Here is an 18,878-nt window from a genome sequence, read left to right as displayed (position 1 = left end):
CTTTCTGTCCTGTGTGCCCGTGTCAGCGGACGTCGAGCAGATCGGCCACCGGCCGCCGTGGGCTCGCCTGGCCCTCGGGGCCGTAGCCGAGCCGGATCACCATCTGGACGTGAGCCATGGCCGAGATCGGGTCGCGGACGGCCCACCGGATCTCCGACCACTCCAGGGGCTGGGACGTCACCGAGCTGACCAGCCCGTCCGTGGTGGCCCGGAGCAGGACCCGCTCCAGTGCCTGACCGGCGCGCAGCCAGTCCGCCGGCTCGTCACGGGCCGTCCCGAGCAGAGCGATGTTCGGGTTCCGCTCGAAGTGCGCCCAGCCGCGCCCGGGCACCGGACGGCCGACGGCGAAGTCACGTACGGGGGCCGACGAACCGTGCTGCCGTGGACCGAAGGCCTCGGCAGGGATGCCGTCCGCCGCCCCGTCGGCGGCTGACGGCTCCGTGCGCGTCCACCGCACCGTTTCCTCGCGCACTCCCGGGTCGAGTGCTTCCCGGTCCTCGGCGTCCCGCACCGACGCGAGAATCGCCTGCACATGCCATATGTCGGGGAACCGCAACTGCGCGCCCTCGGCGCGGGCCGCCTCGTCGAGTGCGCCCCTGGTGACGGCCGGGATCTCCTTGTCGCGGAAGGGCAGACGGCTGGAGTGACGCCGCTGGATCGAGGGGGCGAGCCGGGCGAGGGCGTCGTCGGGTGGTCCGGTGCCGCACAGATGTACCTCCGCGAGGAACTCCGCGCGGGCCGGATCGGGCAGCAGCCGGACGACCGGTGCCAGGCCCGCCGCCGCGGCGGCCACGCGCAGGTTGAGCAGCGCGGCGCCGCAGCCTATGTGCAGGCCACGACTCTCCGGGTCGGTGCGCGGGAGTGTGCGCTCGGGGTCGGCGTACAGGTGCAGGACGCCGGTGTCCCGCAGGTAGCGGAACGCCCAGGGCTGAGCGTTGTGGAGCGAGGGCGCGGCGGTCGCGTCCGTCACGAGCGCTGTGACGGTGTTCACGTCAAGAGGCTCTGCGTCCATGATGGCTTCCCTTCGTGCCGGTCCGGCCGGTCGAGCACGGCCCGTAGCCGGGCGCCGCGCAGGGTTCGCTGCCTCGAACGCCGCATCGCCTGCGGTGCGCAGGGTTCACTGCCGTCGCCGTCATACGCGGGGCGGCGGGGGACAGCGGTGTCCGTGGGCATGGTCACGTCGTAGAGATCGGTGCTGGTGACGTCGGACATGGTGATCGCCGCTGGATATCGAGGTGACCCTTCCTCACCAGTCTGCCGACGATCGCGCGGGAGAACAGGGACTTCAGGGACCCAGATTTGGGCTGTTCGGCCTCAGTGGGAGGGCCGAACGCAAGCCCGCCTCGGAGACCACGCCGATCACAAGGTCCTGCCTTCGATCACCGGCAGGGCGCTGATCCGTCAGCCCTGCGTCAACCACACGGTCCCTGAACCTGGAGGGATCATGGTCGCCGTGCACGGGCCGGTTGTCGCGGGGGCGGACGGATCCGAGGGCGCCGCACTGGCGGTGCGGTGGGCCGCCGTCGAGGCCGCGTCCAGGGGCGTGCCCCTGCACCTCGTGTGTGCCACCGGCCTCGACACCTGGGGCCCGGAACTGTCCCCCCGAATCCGTGGTCCAGCGGGTGCTCGACGCCGGTCTGGACACCGTGGAGCAGGCGGCTGCACTGGCGGAGTCGCAGGCTCCCGGGATCCGGGTCACCTCCGTGGTCAGCCGGGACGTCGCTGTCCCGGCGCTGCTGGGCGAAGCGGGCGACCATGGCCGGACGGTCGTGGGTACCCGTGGAGCCGGAGGGTTTTCGGCGCTCCTGCTCGGCTCGGTGGGGCTCCGGGTCGCCGCTTGCGCGACCGCTCCTGTCGTCGTGGTCCGCGGCACACCCAGTCATGTCACCACTGGCGTCGTGCTGGTCGCCGTACGCGACGAGCGCGACCTCGACGTGATGCGGTTCGCGGCGGAGACCGCGGACCGCCACAAGGCCTCGTTGCGGGTGCTGAGCGCCTACACCCACTACCAGTACGCCGGGAGCATGGTGCCGGTGCTCGGCGACCTCACGGACGTCGCCGAGGAGCGGGCGAGTTCCGTCACCCGCCTGATCGGGCCCGTGCGGGACGAATTTCCCGGCCTGACGGTCACCGGTGACCTGGTGCGAGCCCATTCCCCGGCCGGTGCCCTCGTTGACGCGTCCGCCCACGCGGACCTGGTAGTCGTCGGTGCCCGTCGGCCGGCACATGCGCTCGGCACACCGCTGGGGCGCGTCGTCCACGCCGTGCTGCACCACGCGCACTGCCCCGTGGCAGTGTTCCCCGACGGCGAGCGTCACCGTTTTGATGACTGACCGTACGCAACGCTTCGAAGGCCTTGGCGTCGCCGGACCGTGACCGCCCCTACGGCTGCCCGTCCGGGACCCCGATCTCTGCCCAGATCGCCTTGCCCCCGGGCAGGTGCCGCGTGCCCCAGCGGTCGGCCAGCTGCGCCACGAGCATCAGGCCGCGCCCGCCTTCGTCGAGCATGCGGGCCCTGCGCAGATGCGGGGCGGTGCTGCTGCTGTCGGTGACCTCGCAGATGAGCGCGGTGCCGCGGATCAGGCGCAACTGGACGGGAGGGCCGCCGTAGCGGATCGCGTTGGTGACCAGCTCGCTCACGATCAACTCGGTGGTGAAGGCGGCCTCGTCGAGTCCCCAGTCGGCCAGGCGCCGGGAGACCTCGCCACGCGCGCCCGCCACGGCCGCCGGATCGGAGGACAGGTCCCAGGTGGCGACCCGGCCCGGTTCGAGGGCCCGGGTCCGCGCGAGGAGGAGGGCGACGTCGTCCGACGGCTGAGCGGGGAGCAGGGTCTGGACCAGGTCGTCGCACATCGCGCCCAGGGAGTGCGCGGGTTGCTCCAGGCGTTGGAGCAGCAGTGCCATGCCCTTGTCGAGGTCGTGTTCGGCGGCCTCGATGAGGCCGTCCGTGTAGAGCGCCAGGAGGCTGCCTCGGGGGACTTCCCACTCGACGGCCTCGAAGGGGAGCCCGCCCATCCCCAGCGGCGGTCCGGCGGACAGCTCGACGAACGCGGCCGTGCCGTCGGGTGTCACCACCGTGGGTGGCGGATGGCCCGCGGCGGCCGCGGTGCAGCGGCGCGACACCGGGTCGTAGACCACGTACAGACAGGTTGCGATCAGATCGGTGACGATGTCGAGCTCCGAGTCCGCGGTGGTCCCCTCCTCCGTCCTGAGACGGGTGATCAGGTCGTCGAGGTGGACGAGAAGCTCGTCGGGAGGCAGGTCGACATCGGCCAGTGTGCGCACGGCGGTCCGCAGGCGCCCCATGGTGGCGGAGGCGCGCAGACCGTGGCCGACGACGTCTCCGACGACCAGGGCGACCCGGGCACCCGACAGGGGGATCACGTCGAACCAGTCGCCGCCCAGCCCGGCCTGGGAGCGGGCCGGGAGGTAGCGGTGAGCCACTTCCACGGCATCCTGGTCCGCGATCCGCTGAGGGAGCAGACTTCGCTGCAGGGCCAGGGCGGTGGTCCGTTCGCGGGTGAAGCGGCGGGCGTTGTCCACGGCGACCGCCGTGCGAGCGGCGATCTCCTGCGCGAGCAGCAGATCGTCGTCGTCGAAGGGATGCCGGCGCCGGTGGCGTACGAGCACGGCGACCCCGAGCGTGATGCCCCGGGCGCGCAGCGGGACGACCATGATCGAGTGGATTCCGAAGGAGCGGACCTTCGCGGCGCGCTCGGGGTCCACGGCCTGCCAGCCGCCGATGGCTTCGTCCAGGGTGCTGTGCAGTGACGAACGGCCGGTGAGCAGGCAGCGGGCGGGGGGTGACGACGCCGGGTAGTAGTCCACGTCGCCGGGCTGGACCAGCGACTCGGGCACCCCCGGCAGGACGGACTGCTGGGCGACGCGGCACAGACCGATGGAACCCTCGCCGGAGGGCCGGGGCTCGAAGCCGCGCAGCAGTGAGTCCGACAGGTCGACGCTGATGAAATCGGCGAGCCGGCCCACCGCCAGATCGGCCATCTCCTGGGCTGTGTGCGTCACGTCCAGAGTGCTGCCCACCTGTGCGCTCACGTCGTTCAGCAGGGCGAGCCGCTCCCGGGCCAGATGCAGTTCGGTGATGTCGAGTGCGATGAGCTGGACCTGGTGCACGTCTCCCGCCGTGTTCCTGACGGGGGACACGGTGACGGCCCAGTACCGTCCGTGGGCTTCGGGGTGCGGTCTGCCCCGTACCTCGAACTGTTCCGGTCGTCCCGTGTCGAAGACCCTGCGCATCCCCTCTTCGACCTTGGTGCACATATGGGGAGGCAGGATGTCGGTCACGCGCCGGCCGCGCATCTGCCGCTCGGTGAGGGCCAGCGCGCGGACCGCGCCGGCGCTTCCGCGTACGGCCCGCAACTCGACGTCGTAGATCATCACCGGCAGGTGGCACTGCGCGAAGGCCTCCTCTGTCGACGCCCCGGCCTCGTACGGACGCGGCGGCGGACGCGGAGGCCCCTGTCGTGACGGCGTGGCGAGGACGATCCACTGCGCGCCGCCCTCGCGGTCCAGTGACGGGTACGCCCGGACCTCGGCCTCCACGTCATGGCCGTCCCGGTGTCGCAGCGGCGGGGTTCCCCGCCACTCCTCGCGGGCCGACGAGAAATCGACCGGGGAGCCGGCACCGCGGCCGAGCAGGCCGGCCGCCGGACGTCCGAGGACGTCCTCGGACGCGTACCCGAGGAGCCGCTGGGCGCCGGTGCTCCACCCCGTCACGATCCCGCGCGCGTCGACGACTGCCGTGGCCGCGGTGACCGGATCCGGAAGGCGGCCGTGTCCGGGGGAGCCGGCGTTCTTCATGTCCATTCATCGCCCATCCTGCCCCCGGGCTCTCGGTCCCGCAGGGGCACAGCAGACCCGCGGCGCGGCGTACGGGTCGTCGTCTGGCGTCGACTCCCTGTCCCACTTGTATCCCTCCCCGGCCGCAGACGCAGGTCGGCCGGTCCGAGAACGCCGGTCGGCGGGTACACGCGGGGGGAGGCGGCCCTGGCGGTGCCACTCGGGCCGGGGCGCGAACCGGCGGATCGCGGCTCGTACGACGCAACGGCCGCGAGGCCGCCGAAGCGGTCCCCGGGATGCGTGGCCGCACCTCGGGGACCGCCTCGAAGACGGTCCGGCCGGGTTTCGGACGGGTCCTACGCGGCCACGCTCAGCGACAGGGCGAAGCGGCCCTCCGCGTCCGTCCACCAGTGGGCCAGGCCGAAGCCGGCCGTGGCCAGTTCACCGCGGACGCCGTCCTCGCGGAACTTCGCCGAGATCTCGGTCCGCAGCTCCTCGCCCTCCGCGAAGTGGACGGCCAGGTCGAGGGCCGGGATCTTCACGGTCTGCTCGATCCGCGACCGCAGCCGCATCTCGATCCACTCGTGCTCGGCGTCCCAGAGCGCGACATGCTCGAACGCGTCGGGGTCGAAGTCGGCGCCGAGTTCACGGTCGACGACACTGAGCACGTTCTTGTTGAACTCGGCCGTCACCCCGGCCGCGTCGTCGTAGGCGGGCACGAGGACCGACTCGGCCTTGACCAGGTCGGTCCCGAGCAGCAGGGTGTCGCCGGGCGCCAGCAGCGACCGCAGGGATGCCAGGAACGTCGCGCGTTCGGCGGGCAGCAGATTGCCGATGGTGCCGCCGAGGAAGGCCACGAGCCGAGGCCCGGGGGTGCCCGGGAGCGAGAGACCGCCGGTGAAGTCGGCGATCAGCGCGTGCACGTTCAGGCCCGGCCGCTCGGCGATCAGCGCGTGCCCGGCCTGGGTCAGCGCGCTCTCGCTGACATCGACAGGAACGTAGGTGTGCAGGTCGGGCAACGCGTCCAGCAGATGGCGGGTCTTCTCCGACGAGCCGGAACCGAGCTCGACGAGGGTGCGCGCCCCGCTCGCCGCGGCGATCTCCCCGGACCGCGCGAGCAGGATCTCGCGTTCGGCGCGGGTCGGGTAGTACTCCGGGAGTTCGGTGATCTTCTCGAAGAGCTCGCTGCCGAGGGCGTCGTAGAACCACTTCGGCGGCAGCGTCTTGGGCTGGTGTCCGAGGCCGTGCAGGACGTCGGCGCGCAGGGCCGCGTCCGTGGCGTCCTCGGGGAGGGTGCGGGTCAGCAGGAACGGACTCACGTACGGGGCTCCTTGCGCTGTGCGGATGCCATGTCGTCGCTCATGTCCTTGAGCGGGGTGAGCAGCACCTCGGTGCGGTTCGCGGTGAGGAGGGTGCGGTCGGGGACCTCCCTCCAGCGCGGGTCGTCGTCGTGCGGCTCGGAGGCCACGAGGGTGCGAGCGCCCGGATCGAGGAGGTACCAGAGGGTGTCGCCCCAGGCGGTCGCGGTGATCGTCCCGCCGTTGGTGAGCAGCAGGTTGAGCCGGGACCCGGGGGCCGCCTCGGCGACCTCCAGGACCGTGTCGGCCAGCGCCTGGCCCTCCTCGTCACCGGCGCGCAGCCGGCGCAGGACGAGCGCCCACACGAACGCCGCGTCGCACCGGGCCTCCAGCGACAGCAACTCGGCGGCGGGCAGGCCCGATACGAGCGGGGCGAGCGTGTCCGGCCAGCCGGCGACCGCGCCGTTGTGGCTGAACAGCCAGGGGCCCGCGGTGAACGGCGCCGCCGCGGCCTCCCCGTCCGCGCCCGCCACGGTCGCGTCCCGCACCGCGGCGAGCAGCGCCCGCGTCCCGACCACCCGGGCCAGGTCCGCGAACGACTGGTCGCCCCAGACGGGGCCGGTGCGCCGGTAGCGGGCCGGGACCGGGTCGCCCTCGGCGTACCAGCCCACCCCGAAGCCATCGGCGTTGACCGTCCCGTGCCGCTGCCTCCTGGGCGCCCACGACTGCCGGAACAGGCTGTGCTCCGGCTCCACGAGGACCGCGCCGAGCCTCTCCTCGCCTCCCAGGAAAGCGAGATGACGGCACATCAGGAATCCCCGTCGCGGGCCGTGCGGAACCCGGAGAAGATCTGCCGCCGGATCGGGTAGTCCCAGTTGCGGAACGTGCCCCGGCAGGCCACCTGGTCCACCGCGAACGAACCGCCGCGCAACACCTTGTACTCCGGGCCGAAGAACACCTCCGAGTACTCCCGGTAGGGGAAGGCGACGAATCCCGGGTAGGGCTCCAGATCACTCGACGTCCACTCCCACACGTCGCCGATCAACTGCCGTACGCCGAGCGGCGAGGCGCCCGCCGGATAGCTTCCCGCCGGAGCCGGGCGCAGATGGCGCTGGCCCAGGTTGGCGTGCGCGGGGGAGGGGTCCTCGTCACCCCACGGGTAGCGTGTGGAGCGGCCGGACGCCGGGTCGTGGCGGGCCGCCTTCTCCCACTCCGCCTCGGTGGGCAGCCGCCGCCCCGCCCAGCGCGCGTACGCGTCGGCCTCGTACCAGCACACGTGCAGGACCGGCTCGTCCGGCGGCACGCCCTCGGTGACACCGAAGCGGCGCCGCAGCCACTGTCCGCCCTCGTGCCGCCAGAACTCCGGTGCCTCGATGCCGTGTTCGCGGATGTGGTCCCAGCCCTCGGGGGTCCACCAGCGCGGCTCGCCGTAGCCGCCGTCCTCGATGAACGCCTGGTACGCGGCGTTGGTGACGGGAATGGTGTCGATGAAGAACGACGGGACCGTACGCCGGTGCGCGGGGCGTTCGTTGTCCAGCGCCCACGGCTCGGTGGAGGTGCCCATCACGAACGGGCCCCCGGGCACCAGGACTTCGGAGGGTCCGGCGAACGGCGGAGCGGGCGCGGGGTCGGGCGCCGTGAGGGCGGCCGGTCCCCGGCGCAACTGATGGGTGATCAGCATGGTCTCGTCGTGCTGCTGTTCGTGCTGCGCGATCATGCCGAAGGCGAATCCCGACTCGGTCAGCCGGGTGCCCCGGAACGCGGCGCTCTCCAGGACGTCCAGCGCCCGGCCGCGTACCTCGGCCGCGTACGTACGGGCCTCGGCGGGCGGCAGCAGCGGCAGCGAGGGCCGCGCGGCACGGGGGTGCTCGAAGGCGTCGTAGAGCCCGTCGATCTCGGGCCGCATCGCCTCACGCCCCGCGACCTCCCGCAGCAGCCACAGCTCCTCCTGGTTGCCGATGTGCGCGAGGTCCCACACCAGCGGGGACATCAACGGCGAGTGCTGCGCGGTCAGATCGGGGTCCTCCACGCACGAGGTGAGGAGGGCGGTGCGGTCGCGGGCGGTGGTCAGCGCCTCCAGCGCGCGCTGCCGCAGCGACTCCGGATCCGTGAGCGGACCGGAAGCGGTCGTGCCGGTCATGAGCTGATGTCCTTCCCGTCGGACCGACCGTGCGGGCGGCCGCCGTGGCGGCGCCCGGATCGACCGTCGTGCTGCGAACGGACCCCGCCGACCAGGTCGTCGGCGGGGCAGCGGCCCCGTGCCACATAGCGGTCGGTGAACTCCGCCACCGCGTCGAGTACCGCGGTGGTGGCACCGAGTCGGGGCAGTGCCTCGGAGGCCGCCGCGAAACAGATCGCCGCGGCCTCGCGCAGCTCCGGATCGGCGAGGCCGAACCGCGCGGCGTCCCGCCACAGCGGGTTGCGCGGCGCCGGAGCGGGGCCCGCCCGCTCCGAGAGGGGCTTCACCGTCCGGTAGGCCACCTCGGCGGCCTCCGGGTCGTCGAAGAGCGCCGCCGCCACCGCGAGGGGCACGATCCAGCCGTTGTCGCCCGGCTGCGCGTCGATCATGCGGAGTTCCAGATGACCGCGCGGCCGCACCGGCGGGAACAGCGTCGTCAGGTGGTAGTCGAGGTCCGCCCGGTCCGGTGGCGCGCCGGACCGGGTCCAGTCACGGAAAGTCAGACCCTCCGGGACGTCCCAGGGGGCCGCGGGCGCCCGTACGCACATCACCGGCGCGTCCAGTACCCGCCGGGCCCAGGCGGCCCGGGGATCGCCGTCCAGGGCCGGCGCGTCGCTGCGGCCGGGGTCCATGGACGCCCACAGCGACTGCCGCGTGGACCGCCAGCCGGTGTGCCGCCCCCGGGCCATCGGGGAGTGCGCGAACGCGGCCACCAGGACCGCGCCGAGCTGGTGGGCCAGCCACCAGCGGCGCCCGTGCCCGAGCGGGCCCGGTTCCTCGTACCCGGCGTCCAGGCACACCTGGACCGAGGCCGACGTGCACATCATGGCGCGGCCCTCGGGCCCCGCGCGGTCGAGGTAGCGCTCCATGGCGTCGTACCTGGGCTCATGGAGAAAGCGGCTCGGGGGGTTCCAGGGATCCTGGCCGTAACCACTGAGGCCGAGGCCCGCCTCGCGCAAGGTGGCGCGTACGGCGTCCAGGTCGGCCGAGACGGACCCCACGCACTCCATCAGGGAGGTGGCGGGAACGGAGCTGAGCTCCAGCTGTCCACCGGGTTCGACGGTGAGCGCCGAACGCAGGGACAGGGTCCGCAGTGCGGCGTAAGCCGCTTCGAGTCGTTCAGGTGGTACGGGAAGCCGCGGCCTGCGCAGCTCGTGGACGAGCCATTCGACCTCGACACCGAGGAGGCGGGGCGGACCGGTCTTGAAGCAGATGCCGCGGACCAGTGCCTCCACCTCGGCCTCGGTGACGGTGGAGCGTCGTCGCTCCGTACAGTCACTCACCGAATCGGACATGTGGGGATCCTCCTGAGATTCCACCATGCCGCCGGCCCGGGGTCTGGTGGGCCGGACCGGCAATCACTCGTCCTACCCAAGACCCTCTCGGCGGTTCGCACAAGGGTGCAAATAGTCGCTTTCAGGACCGGGAACCACTGTTTGCGGGGCCGCGAAACTCTGTTGCGCCGCAGGACCAGCATCGCTCACGATGCGTTCATGGGCACGACGGGGGAACGCACGCAGGCCGTGACCGTGGCGCGCACGGGGGTCGCGCCATGAGCGCGCGCCTGCGTGCGATCGCCCGGGAGACCGAGGAGATCGTGGCCGTCGGCGGTTACCGCGGCCCCTCCGGGGGCGCGGTGTCCATCGCGGCCTCCGTCCGGAGCGCACGGGCCCGTACGCGCCTGCACGGCCCGGAGCCGGTGGAGACACCGGCGGTCGTCCCGGTCGGCACCTCCTTCGAGGTCACGGGCGAGAGCAGCCTGGAAGCGGCCCACCGGCTCACCACCCTCGGCGCGGACCCGGTCGCCGTACTGAACTACTCCTCGGCGCGCAATCCCGGCGGGGGCTATCTGAACGGCGCACAGGCCCAGGAGGAGGCCCTGTGCCGGGCCTCCGCGCTGTACACCTGCCTGCTGGAGGCCCGGCCGTTCTACGACCACCACCGCGCCCACCGTGACGCGTTCTACTCGGACCGTGTCATCCACTCGCCCGGCGTGCCCGTCTTCCGGGACGACCGCGGACGGCTCCTCGACGAGCCGTTCCCGGTCGGATTCCTGACCTCGGCGGCCCCCAACGCGGGCGTCGTCCTGCGCGACAGCCCGCAGCGCGCGGCCGACCTGCCGGGCGCTCTGGCGAGCCGCGCCGGACGCGTCCTGGAGACCGCGGCCACCCACGGCTACCGCCGCCTGGTCCTCGGCGCCTGGGGCTGCGGGGTGTTCCGGAACGACCCGGCGCGGGTGGCGGCGGCCTTCCGCGGGCTGTTGGTCGAGGGCCGCTTCCAGGGGTACTTCGATCACGTGGTGTTCGGGATCCTGGACCGCACGCCCGGCCGGACGACCCACCGCGCGTTCGAGCGGGTGTTCGCATCCGAGCTCGGCGGCGCGGCCGTCACCGCGTGACCCTCACCGGGTGACGCTCAGCGCCACCCGTACCGCTCGCGCAGCCGGTGCACCACGGAGTTGAACCGCATCCGGTCCAGGGCGCACGCCTCCCGGCGCATCCCGTCCTCGTGCAGCCGCAGCACACGGTCCACGTCCACCCAGGAGTCCCGGCCGGTCCGGTCCCACGGTCCGCTGCCGATCGCGACCCACTCGCGGTCGCCGTCGTGCCGCTTGCTGGAGAGCTGGACGGCGAGCAGGGTGCCCGCGGCCTCCCGGGCCACGACCAGCACCGGGCGGTCCTTGCCCCGGCCGTCGTTCTCCTCGAAGGGCACCCACGTCCACACGATCTCGCCGGGATCGGGGTCGCCGTCGTGCGCGGGGGAGTACTCGGTCTTCATGGGGCCGACCTCGCGGGGCTCGGCCTCGGTGGTCGCGGAGGGGCCGTAGCGGCCGGGAACGTCGTCTTCGGTAAAGGCAGTCACGCGGGTCACGGTAGAGCCTGCGTGCGACGCCCCGACGGGCGGGTCCGCGGCGGTACGGCGTCGGGCGTACGGGGCCGTGGTCCAACTCCCCCGGGGGCGCCGGGCGCACGGCATCGGGCGTACCGGAGCCGTGGCCTTGTCCTGCCCCAACTCCCGTACGCCCGAACCTCATTGCCTACAGACCTCGGCGACTGTGCGCCTCAGCGCGCCGACCTCACCTCTCGTCCTTCTCCACGGGCACCCTCTCGGTGCGCGGCGGCACGACCCCGTTGAGCTCGGCCGCCGGGTTCTTGGCCGCGTTCCCCTCCGGGTTCATCGTCGAGAGCAACTGGCGTGCCAGGCCGAGGCCGGTGCCGCCCATGGTGAGCGCCTTGGCGAACATGTCCGACATGCCGTCGGCCCCGTTCAGCAGCACCATGTGATCGACGTTGCCGAACGCGCTCGCGCCCGCCTGCACGATCTCGGGCCAGTTCTCGGCGAGTTGCTGGGCGACGACCGCCTCCTGGTTCTCGGCGAGCGCGGCGGCGCGGGCCTGGATGGCCTCCGCCTCCGCGAGACCCTGGGCCCGGGTCGACTCCGCTGCCGCGAGACCCTTGGCCTGGGCGGCCGCGGCCTCGGCCTCACCGGTCGCGCGGGTCGCCATGGCGGCGGCCGCACCCCGTGCCTGGGTCGCCTCGGCCTCGGCGTTGGCGGCCGTCTTGACGCGGGTCGCCTCCGCCGCGGCGGCGAGCTCGGTCTCCCTGGCCTGGGCCTGGGCCGCCGAGATCCGCGCGTCACGCTCGGCCTCGGCCCGCGCCCGGGTCTCGTACGCCCTGGCGTCAGCGGGCTTGCGGACATCCGCCTGGAGCTGCTGCTCGCGGCGGTGCGCCTCCAGTTCGGCGACCCGGGTCTCCTGGATGACGACGTCCTGCTGGGCCGCGGCGGCCGCGAGCGGGCCGGCCATCTGCGCCGTCGCCGCCGCCTTGTCCCGCTCCGCCTGGTAACCGGCCTGCTGGATCTCGCTGTCCCGGGTCGCCTCCGACATCCGTGCCGCGGCCTTCTGCTCGGCCTCGGTGGCCAGCCGGTTCGCCTCGGCCTGCGCGATACGCGCGTCACGCTGGACGGCGGCGGCGTGCGGCATGGCCAGGTTCCGGATGTAGCCGGTCGGGTCCTCGATCTCGTGGATCTGCAGCGAGTCGACGATCAGACCGAGCTTCTCCATCTCCGTACCGCACGCGGCACGGGTCTGGCCGGTCAGCTTCTCCCGGTCGCGGATCATGTCCTCGACGGTCAACCCGCCGACGATGGACCGCAGATGACCGGCGAACACGTTGTGCACCCGCTCCGCCATCATCTTCTGCTGGTCGAGGAAACGGCGCCCCGCGTTGGCGATCGACACGAAGTCGTCGCCCACCTTGAAGATGACCACGCCCCGCACCTTCAGCGGAATGCCCTGGGTGGTCACGCAGTCCACGTGCAGCTCGGTCTCGTTGAGGTCGAGCGAGATCTTCCGCACCGCCTGGACGCCCGGCAGAACCAGCGTGCCGCGCCCCGTCACGATACGGAAGCCCATGCCCTCTTCGAGGCCCTCGGTCCGATGCTTCGAACCGGAGATGATCAGCGCTTCGTTGGGCTCCGCGACTCGCCACATGAGCTTGAAGACCACAACGATGAAGATCAGTGCGAGGACAACCGCCCCCGCCACGACGCCGACGATCATCGGCATACGCCCCCTTTGGATGGTGCCCTATCGGCACCGAACGAAGGGAGTGTGCTCCTCGCCGACACCCGGGTACAGAGGGCGGCGATTCCTTGTTGCGTTCTTGATGCATACGGTTCTCACCTGGGACGAAGGCAGCTCAACTGTCGTACGGGCGGGGCGAGTCGGCCGCTCGGCGCGAGGGTCGCCGGCCGTCCGGTGGTGGGGCGCCGGACCGTCCGGTGGTGGGGAACGCCGGCCGGCCGGTGGTGGGGAACTCCGGCTGTCCGGCAGCGCGGAACGCGTGGCGTTCCGGGGCGCCGTCAGTTGTCGTACGCGGCCGAGACGTACACCGTGCGCGGCGGCAGGTACTCCACCACCATCACCACCGTGCCCCGCTCGATGCGGTCCCGCGGCGCGGCCGGATAGGCGAGGAAGTGCTCGGCGCCGCCGCGCACCCGGACGATCACCTCGCCGACGAGCCCGGGGCCGACCGTGCCGGTCACCCGTCCCATCAAACCGACCATCGACGCATCGTCCATGGCCACAGCGTAAGGCCGGAACTCCGTTACGCGGCGGGGGAGTCCGCCACGGCTTCGTACGACGGCCACTGCTCGTGCCAGCGCCGGTCCGCCTCCAACTGCGCGGCCAGCGACACCAGCAACGGCTCGCTGTCCGCCGGGCCGAGCAACTGCGCGCCGACCGGGAGCCCTTCGCCGACGAAGCCCGCGGGGACGTTCACGCCCGGCCAGCCGAGGATGTTCCACGGCCAGGCGTAAGGACAGGCGGCGATCATGGCCCGGTCGGTGCCGAAGCCGCTGAGGCCGAGCATCGCGCCGATCGGGGGCGGGGGAGCGGCGGTCGTCGGCGCGAGCAGTACGTCGTAGGTGTCGAAGAGCGCGCCGATACGGACCTGGAGCGCGCCCTCGGCGCGGCGGGCCGCCCGCAGCGGAGCCCCGCCGAGCAGCCGGCCGAGGCGCGCGGCGTCGTGCGTGCGGCGGTCGAGGAGTTCGGGGAACGGCGTGTCGCGCACGCGTTCCGCGATGCCCGCCGTGGCGCGCGGGACGAACGTGAGCCCGATCCGTCCGTAGCGCGGCTCGGCCTCCTCCACCGTGTGCCCGAGTCCGGCGAGCCGCTCCGCGAGCGCGAGCACCTTCGCCCGTACGGCGGGGTCGAGCCGTGCGGGCACCGCGGTGAACGGCGGCTTCAGCGACAGCGCGATGCGCAGCCGGCCCGGATCGCGGCCGACGGCGTCGCGGACCCGCAGCGCGGCGGGCCGGTGCAGATCGCCGTCGTGGCTGCCGCTCGCCGCGTCCAGCAGCAGCGCCGCGTCCGCGACCGTGCGGGCGAGCGTGCCGTTGACCGTGATGCCGTGGAAGGACTCCGGGCGCGGCCAGGTCGAGATCCGGCCGCGCTGCGGCTTGATGCCGATCAAGTGGGTCCAGGCGGCCGGGATGCGCACGGAGCCCGCGCCGTCCGAGCCCAGCGCGGCGGGGACCAGACCCGCGGCCACGGCGGCGGCGGAGCCCCCCGACGAGCCGCCCGGAGTGTGCCCGTGGTGCCAGGGATTGCGGGTCGCGCCGAAGGCCGGGCCCTCGGTGAAGGGCCACTGGCCCAGCTCGCAGGTGTTGGTCTTGCCGATGACGACCGCACCGGCCGCGCGCAGCCGGCGTACCGCCTCGCCGTCCTCGGCCACCGGCGGGAAGTCGCCCGGGCAGCCGAACGCGGTCGGCTCGCCCGCCACGTCCATGTCGTCCTTGACCGCCAGCGGCACCCCGAGCAGCGGCAGCCGCCGGCCCGCCGCCAGTTCCCGGTCCGCCGCGTCGGCCTCCGCGAGGGCCGCCTCGGCGCGCACCAGCCGGAAGGCGTTCACGGTGGGCCGGGCCGCCTCGATCCGGGCGAGCGTCCGCTCGACCAGCTCGCGCGAACTCACCTCGCCCGCGGCCAGCGCACGCACGCTCTCCGTCAGTCCTGGGGCACGGTCGGGAGCCATCCGGGTCACCTCCGAAGCAGGTTGTCTACCGAACGGTAACCTCTGGGTCGGCCCACCGGTACAGGGCCCTCAACCTCCTTTGCGGAAGCGGCAGTTCCATGTTCCGGGCGGCCCGCCGGACGGCCCCGGCACACGGCGCCGTTCGGGCCCCTGGAAGGATGCGGTACGTCATGGTGCAGATACCGAAGCAGTCCGCCCACCCGGCGCCCGCACAACGACCCGTGCCGACCAGTGCCGATGTGGCACGCCTCGCGGGAGTCTCGCGCGCGACCGTCTCGTACGTCCTGAACAACACCAGCGCCGTCCGGATCAGTGAACCCACCCGGCTCCGGGTCCGCGAGGCCGCCGAGGAACTCGGGTACGTCCCGCACGCGGCCGCCCGCAGTCTGCGCGCCGGACACAGCCGCATGGTCCTGATGCCCGCCCCGAGCGTGCCCGTGGGTCCCCTGTACCACCGGTTCTTCGCCGAGCTCCAGTCGGCGCTCGGCCGCCTCGACTACACCGTCGTGCAGTACGGCAGCGTCGGACTGCGCGGCGACGAGGCCGCCCGCGCCTGGGCCGAGCTGCGGCCGGTCGCGGTCCTCGTGCCCGGCAGCGGGCTCGGCCCGCAGGGCGTCGCGGTCCTCAAGCGGGCCGGCGCCCGCGCCGTGGTCACGCTCGGCCCCGAACGGGTCGAGGGCGCCCACGCGCTGCTCATGGACCACGGCAGGGTCGGCCACTGCGCGGGTGTCCATCTGCTGTCCCGGGGCCGCCGCCGGGTCGGCGTGGTGATGCCCGAGGAGAGCGGCCTGGAGATCTTCGCCCGGCCCCGCCTCGACGGCGTGCGGCGGGCCCTGCAGGGTGCGGACGCGACGGTCACCGAGCTGCCCCTGGCGTACGAGGAGGAGGCCGCCGCCCGGCTCGCGGCGCGCTGGCGTGCGCTGGGCCTGGACGCCGTCTTCGCCTACAACGACGAGTACGCGATGCTCCTGATGCGCGCCCTGCAGGACGAGGGGATCGCCGTCCCGGACGGGACCGCCGTCGTCGGCGCCGACGATCTCGTGCTCGGCCGGCTGCTGCGGCCCCGGCTGAGCACCGTCCACATCGAGCTGCCCTCCGGCCGCGACCTCGCCGAACTGGTCGACCGAGCGGTCCGCGAACCGGGCCGCGAGTCCGAGACGCACGAGGTGCTGGGAGCACGAGTGGTGCACCGCGCGTCGAGCTGAGGGAGGCTGGGCCTGTTCGCCCGGCCGGTGCGCGGCCGGGCGGGTCCCCGTGCCGGAGCCTCGCCCCGGCGGCATCGGACTCCGGAGGCGCGTCATGCGGACCACGGTCGGCATCATCGGCGGCGGCCCGGCAGGGCTTCTGCTGGCCCGGCTGCTGCACCGGACGGGGATCGGCTGTGTCGTCCTGGAGAGCCGGACCCGCGCGTACGTGGAGCGGCGCCAGCGGGCCGGCATGCTGGAGCAGGGCACGGTCGACGCGCTGCGCGCCTGCGGAGCGGGCGAGCGGCTGGACGCGGAGGGCCTGGTCCACCGCGGCATCGAGCTGCGCTTCGAGGGCGAGCGCCACCACGTCGACTTCCCCGGGCTCACCGGCGGCCGCACCGTCACGATCTATGCCCAGACGGAGATCGTGAAGGATCTCGTCGCTCTCCAACTCGAAGACGGACCACCCCTGTTGTTCGAGGCCGAGGCGCTCGCGGTGGAGAAGCCGGAGAGTGGCACCCCCGTCGTGCGGTTCCTGCACGAGGGGCGGGAGCGGACGCTGAGCTGTGACTGGGTGGTGGGCTGCGACGGCTCCCACGGCATCGCGCGCTCCGCGTTCCCGGCCGGCACGAGCCGCTCGTACGCGCACGACTACCCGTACTCCTGGCTCGGCATCCTCGCCGACGTGCCCCCCTCCTGCGAGGAGTTGATCTACGCCCGGGGCGCCACCGGCTTCGCCCTGCACAGCATGCGCTCCCCGTCGGTGTCGCGGCTCTACCTCCAGGTCCCGAACGGCACCGACACCGCCGACTGGCCCGACGGACGGGTCTGGGACGAACTGGCCGCGCGGTTCTCGGTCGACGGGGACTGGCGGCTGGAACGCGGCCCCGTCACCGCCAAGTCGGTCACCCCGATGCGCAGTTGGGTGCACGAACCGATGCGTCACGGGCGGCTCTTCCTGGCCGGGGACGCCGCGCACATCGTGCCGCCGACCGGTGCGAAGGGGCTCAATCTCGCGGTGTCCGACGTACGGGTCCTGGCACGCGGCTTCGCCGAACTGCACCGCACCGGGTCGACCGAACTCCTCGACCTCTACTCGGAGTTGGCCCTCGAACGGGTGTGGCAGGCGACGCGCTTCTCGTACGACATGACTAAGATGTTGCACGCTCAACCAGATGGGGATGCCTTCGAACACCGGATGCAGCTCGCGCGACTGCGCCGGATCACGGCGTCCCGCCCCGCCGCCGCCGAACTGGCCGCGAACTACACGGGACTTCCGCTCGCCCCGACCGGTCGGGACCTGCCGGGTCCCGCTGGTGATCAGTGAACGATCGGAGAGCCGACATGCCGTTGCTCGACCCCACGACCTGGCAGTCCCGCCCCCTGTCGGGCGATGAGTACACCGTCACCGAGCCCGCCACCGGCGAGGGCCTCGGTACCGTCACGCTCGCCGCCGCCGAGGACATCGCGACGGCCGCGCGGACCTCTCGCGCCGCGCAGACCGCGTGGGCCACGACCCCGCACTTCGCGCGCGCCGCCGTACTGCGCAGGGCCGGGGACCTGTTCGCCACGCACGCCGACGAACTGCGCGAGTGGATCGTGCGGGAGTCCGGCTCCATCCCCGGCAAGGCGGACTTCGAGCTGCACGTCGCCGCCCAGGAGTGCTACGAGGCGGCGGCCCTCGCCTCGCGCCCGACGGGCCAGGTCCTGCCCTCGGAGGCGCCCCGCCTGTCGTACACGCGCCGTGTCCCGGTCGGTGTCGTGGGTGTGATCGCGCCCTTCAACGCGCCGCTGATCCTCTCGATCCGCTCGGTCGCCCCGGCACTCGCGCTCGGCAACGGCGTCGTGCTGAAGCCGGATCCGCGCACGGCCGTGTGCGGCGGCCTCGCGCTCGCCGCCGTCTTCGCCGCGGCGGGACTTCCGGACGGGCTGCTGCAGGTACTGCCCGGTGGCCCCGACGCCGGCCGCGCCCTGGTCGCCGACCCGCTCGTACCGGTCATCTCCTTCACCGGCTCGACCGCGGCGGGGCGTGCGGTCGGTGAGGCGGCGGGCCGCCATCTCAAGCGCGCGCACCTGGAGTTGGGCGGGAACTCCGCCCTGGTCGTCCTCGCGGACGCCGATCTCGACGCGGTCATCTCCACGGCGGCCTGGGGCTCGTTCTTCCACCAGGGCCAGATCTGCATGACAACCGGCCGCCACCTGGTCCACGCCTCGCTCTACGAGGAGTACGTCGAACGGCTCGCCGCCAAGGCCGACTCACTGGCCGTCGGCGACCCGCACCGCGAACAGGTGCACCTCGGTCCCATCATCGACGACGCCCAACTCGCCAAGATCCGGGGGCTGGTGGAGTCCAGCACGGCGAGCGGCGCGAAGCTCGCGGCGGGCGGTACGCACGACCGGCTCTTCTACCGGCCGACGGTGCTCGCCGGGGTCGACGACGCGACCCCGGCGTACGCGGAGGAGGTCTTCGGCCCGGTCGCCCCGGTCCGTTCCTTCGGCACCCTGGAGGAGGCGGCGGCCCTCGCGTCCGCGGGACCCTACGGCCTCTCCCTGGGCATCGTCACCCGGGACACCGCGCTCGGCCTCGAACTCGCCGACCGTATCCCGACCGGTATCGCCCACATCAACGACCAGACCGTCAACGACGAGGCCGTCGCGCCCTTCGGCGGTACCGCCGCCTCCGGCACCGGCGCCCGCTTCGGCGGCGAGGCCAATCTGGACGCCTTCACCGACATACGGTGGACGACGGTGCGCGGCGACGTGGCGGGGTACCCGTTCTAGGAACCCACGACCACGACGCACCCGGCCCCGGGCTCGGACGCACCTGACCCCGGGCTCGGACACATCCGGCCCCGGGCGGCCGGACCAGGTCCGGGGCTCGGCC

Annotated in this window: 15 protein-coding genes; 5 read left to right on the top strand and 10 right to left on the bottom strand. The window is 73.1% G+C overall.

Annotation, left to right across the window (positions count from 1 at the left end):
- Positions 1 to 22 precede the first annotated feature (22 nt).
- Positions 23 to 1,012 carry an Acg family FMN-binding oxidoreductase gene (locus OHT01_RS06105; protein ID WP_328552089.1) on the bottom strand — a complete coding sequence of 330 codons (990 nt, stop codon included), beginning with the start codon at positions 1,010 to 1,012 and terminating at the stop codon, positions 23 to 25.
- 598 nt (positions 1,013 to 1,610) lie between these two features.
- On the opposite strand from OHT01_RS06105, the gene OHT01_RS06100 reads away from it, so the two are divergent.
- The gene (locus OHT01_RS06100) at positions 1,611 to 2,333 is read left to right on the top strand and encodes a universal stress protein (RefSeq protein WP_328552088.1); all 723 of its coding nucleotides are present in this window, start codon (positions 1,611 to 1,613) and stop codon (positions 2,331 to 2,333) included.
- A gap of 49 nt (positions 2,334 to 2,382) precedes the next feature.
- On the opposite strand, the gene OHT01_RS06095 is transcribed toward OHT01_RS06100, so the two are convergent.
- The 5 genes from OHT01_RS06095 to egtA form a co-directional block, all read right to left on the bottom strand.
- A complete protein-coding gene (locus OHT01_RS06095) occupies positions 2,383 to 4,824 on the bottom strand; it encodes a SpoIIE family protein phosphatase (RefSeq protein ID WP_328552087.1) in 2,442 nt (813 codons plus the stop codon).
- A 329-nt stretch (positions 4,825 to 5,153) separates the two neighbouring features.
- The gene (egtD, locus tag OHT01_RS06090; protein WP_328552086.1) at positions 5,154 to 6,116 is read right to left on the bottom strand and encodes an L-histidine N(alpha)-methyltransferase; all 963 of its coding nucleotides are present in this window, start codon (positions 6,114 to 6,116) and stop codon (positions 5,154 to 5,156) included.
- Positions 6,113 to 6,904, bottom strand: a complete 792-nt coding sequence (gene egtC / locus OHT01_RS06085; RefSeq protein WP_328552085.1) for an ergothioneine biosynthesis protein EgtC — start codon at positions 6,902 to 6,904, stop codon at positions 6,113 to 6,115. Before egtC ends, egtD begins: the two co-directional genes overlap by 4 nt.
- Entirely contained in the window at positions 6,904 to 8,235 is a 1,332-nt protein-coding gene (gene egtB / locus OHT01_RS06080) for an ergothioneine biosynthesis protein EgtB (RefSeq protein ID WP_328552084.1), read from the bottom strand. The genes egtC and egtB overlap by 1 nt, the downstream gene beginning before the upstream one ends.
- A complete protein-coding gene (egtA, locus tag OHT01_RS06075; RefSeq protein ID WP_328552083.1) occupies positions 8,232 to 9,569 on the bottom strand; it encodes an ergothioneine biosynthesis glutamate--cysteine ligase EgtA in 1,338 nt (445 codons plus the stop codon). The genes egtB and egtA overlap by 4 nt, the downstream gene beginning before the upstream one ends.
- A 257-nt stretch (positions 9,570 to 9,826) precedes the next feature.
- On the opposite strand from egtA, the gene OHT01_RS06070 reads away from it, so the two are divergent.
- Positions 9,827 to 10,672: a TIGR02452 family protein gene (locus OHT01_RS06070; protein WP_328552082.1), complete on the top strand. Its 846-nt coding sequence runs from the start codon at positions 9,827 to 9,829 to the stop codon at positions 10,670 to 10,672.
- A 17-nt stretch (positions 10,673 to 10,689) separates the two neighbouring features.
- On the opposite strand, the gene OHT01_RS06065 is transcribed toward OHT01_RS06070, so the two are convergent.
- The 4 genes from OHT01_RS06065 to OHT01_RS06050 all read right to left on the bottom strand — a co-directional run bounded on the left by OHT01_RS06065 (position 10,690) and on the right by OHT01_RS06050 (position 14,807).
- Positions 10,690 to 11,136 carry a type II toxin-antitoxin system PemK/MazF family toxin gene (locus OHT01_RS06065; RefSeq protein WP_328552081.1) on the bottom strand — a complete coding sequence of 149 codons (447 nt, stop codon included), beginning with the start codon at positions 11,134 to 11,136 and terminating at the stop codon, positions 10,690 to 10,692.
- Positions 11,137 to 11,350: 214 nt separating this feature from the next.
- Complete coding sequence (locus OHT01_RS06060) at positions 11,351 to 12,841, bottom strand: SPFH domain-containing protein (protein ID WP_328552080.1); 1,491 nt, start codon at positions 12,839 to 12,841, stop codon at positions 11,351 to 11,353.
- A gap of 296 nt (positions 12,842 to 13,137) precedes the next feature.
- Positions 13,138 to 13,362 (bottom strand): hypothetical protein, encoded by a 225-nt coding sequence (locus OHT01_RS06055; RefSeq protein WP_328552079.1) that lies wholly within the window; start codon positions 13,360 to 13,362, stop codon positions 13,138 to 13,140.
- A gap of 20 nt (positions 13,363 to 13,382) precedes the next feature.
- Entirely contained in the window at positions 13,383 to 14,807 is a 1,425-nt protein-coding gene (locus tag OHT01_RS06050) for an amidase (protein ID WP_328552078.1), read from the bottom strand.
- 170 nt (positions 14,808 to 14,977) lie between these two features.
- Here OHT01_RS06050 and OHT01_RS06045 point away from each other — a divergent pair, with 170 nt between their 5' ends.
- From OHT01_RS06045 to OHT01_RS06035, 3 genes are all read left to right on the top strand, one after another.
- Complete coding sequence (locus OHT01_RS06045) at positions 14,978 to 16,012, top strand: LacI family DNA-binding transcriptional regulator (protein ID WP_328552077.1); 1,035 nt, start codon at positions 14,978 to 14,980, stop codon at positions 16,010 to 16,012.
- A 94-nt stretch (positions 16,013 to 16,106) separates the two neighbouring features.
- A complete protein-coding gene (locus OHT01_RS06040) occupies positions 16,107 to 17,321 on the top strand; it encodes a 4-hydroxybenzoate 3-monooxygenase (RefSeq protein ID WP_328552076.1) in 1,215 nt (404 codons plus the stop codon).
- A gap of 17 nt (positions 17,322 to 17,338) precedes the next feature.
- Entirely contained in the window at positions 17,339 to 18,775 is a 1,437-nt protein-coding gene (locus OHT01_RS06035; RefSeq protein WP_328552075.1) for an aldehyde dehydrogenase family protein, read from the top strand.
- The last annotated feature ends 103 nt before the right edge of the window (positions 18,776 to 18,878 follow it).

The organism is Streptomyces sp. NBC_00358, assembly GCF_036099295.1.
GTDB lineage: Bacteria > Actinomycetota > Actinomycetes > Streptomycetales > Streptomycetaceae > Streptomyces.
The sequence above is the reverse complement of the archived record's forward strand: the minus strand, read 5'-3'. Positions and strand labels throughout refer to the sequence as shown.

What these genes read in the sequence shown, in the direction of transcription:
- OHT01_RS06105 (WP_328552089.1), bottom strand. Translation starts at nt 1,012, where the DNA reads ATGGACGCAGAGCCTCTTGACGTGAACACCGTCACAGCGCTCGTGACG.
- OHT01_RS06095 (WP_328552087.1), bottom strand. Translation starts at nt 4,824, where the DNA reads ATGGACATGAAGAACGCCGGCTCCCCCGGACACGGCCGCCTTCCGGAT.
- egtC (WP_328552085.1), bottom strand. Translation starts at nt 6,904, where the DNA reads ATGTGCCGTCATCTCGCTTTCCTGGGAGGCGAGGAGAGGCTCGGCGCG.
- egtB (WP_328552084.1), bottom strand. Translation starts at nt 8,235, where the DNA reads ATGACCGGCACGACCGCTTCCGGTCCGCTCACGGATCCGGAGTCGCTG.
- egtA (WP_328552083.1), bottom strand. Translation starts at nt 9,569, where the DNA reads ATGTCCGATTCGGTGAGTGACTGTACGGAGCGACGACGCTCCACCGTC.
- OHT01_RS06070 (WP_328552082.1), top strand. Translation starts at nt 9,827, where the DNA reads ATGAGCGCGCGCCTGCGTGCGATCGCCCGGGAGACCGAGGAGATCGTG.
- OHT01_RS06060 (WP_328552080.1), bottom strand. Translation starts at nt 12,841, where the DNA reads ATGCCGATGATCGTCGGCGTCGTGGCGGGGGCGGTTGTCCTCGCACTG.
- OHT01_RS06050 (WP_328552078.1), bottom strand. Translation starts at nt 14,807, where the DNA reads ATGGCTCCCGACCGTGCCCCAGGACTGACGGAGAGCGTGCGTGCGCTG.
- OHT01_RS06045 (WP_328552077.1), top strand. Translation starts at nt 14,978, where the DNA reads ATGGTGCAGATACCGAAGCAGTCCGCCCACCCGGCGCCCGCACAACGA.
- OHT01_RS06040 (WP_328552076.1), top strand. Translation starts at nt 16,107, where the DNA reads ATGCGGACCACGGTCGGCATCATCGGCGGCGGCCCGGCAGGGCTTCTG.
- OHT01_RS06035 (WP_328552075.1), top strand. Translation starts at nt 17,339, where the DNA reads ATGCCGTTGCTCGACCCCACGACCTGGCAGTCCCGCCCCCTGTCGGGC.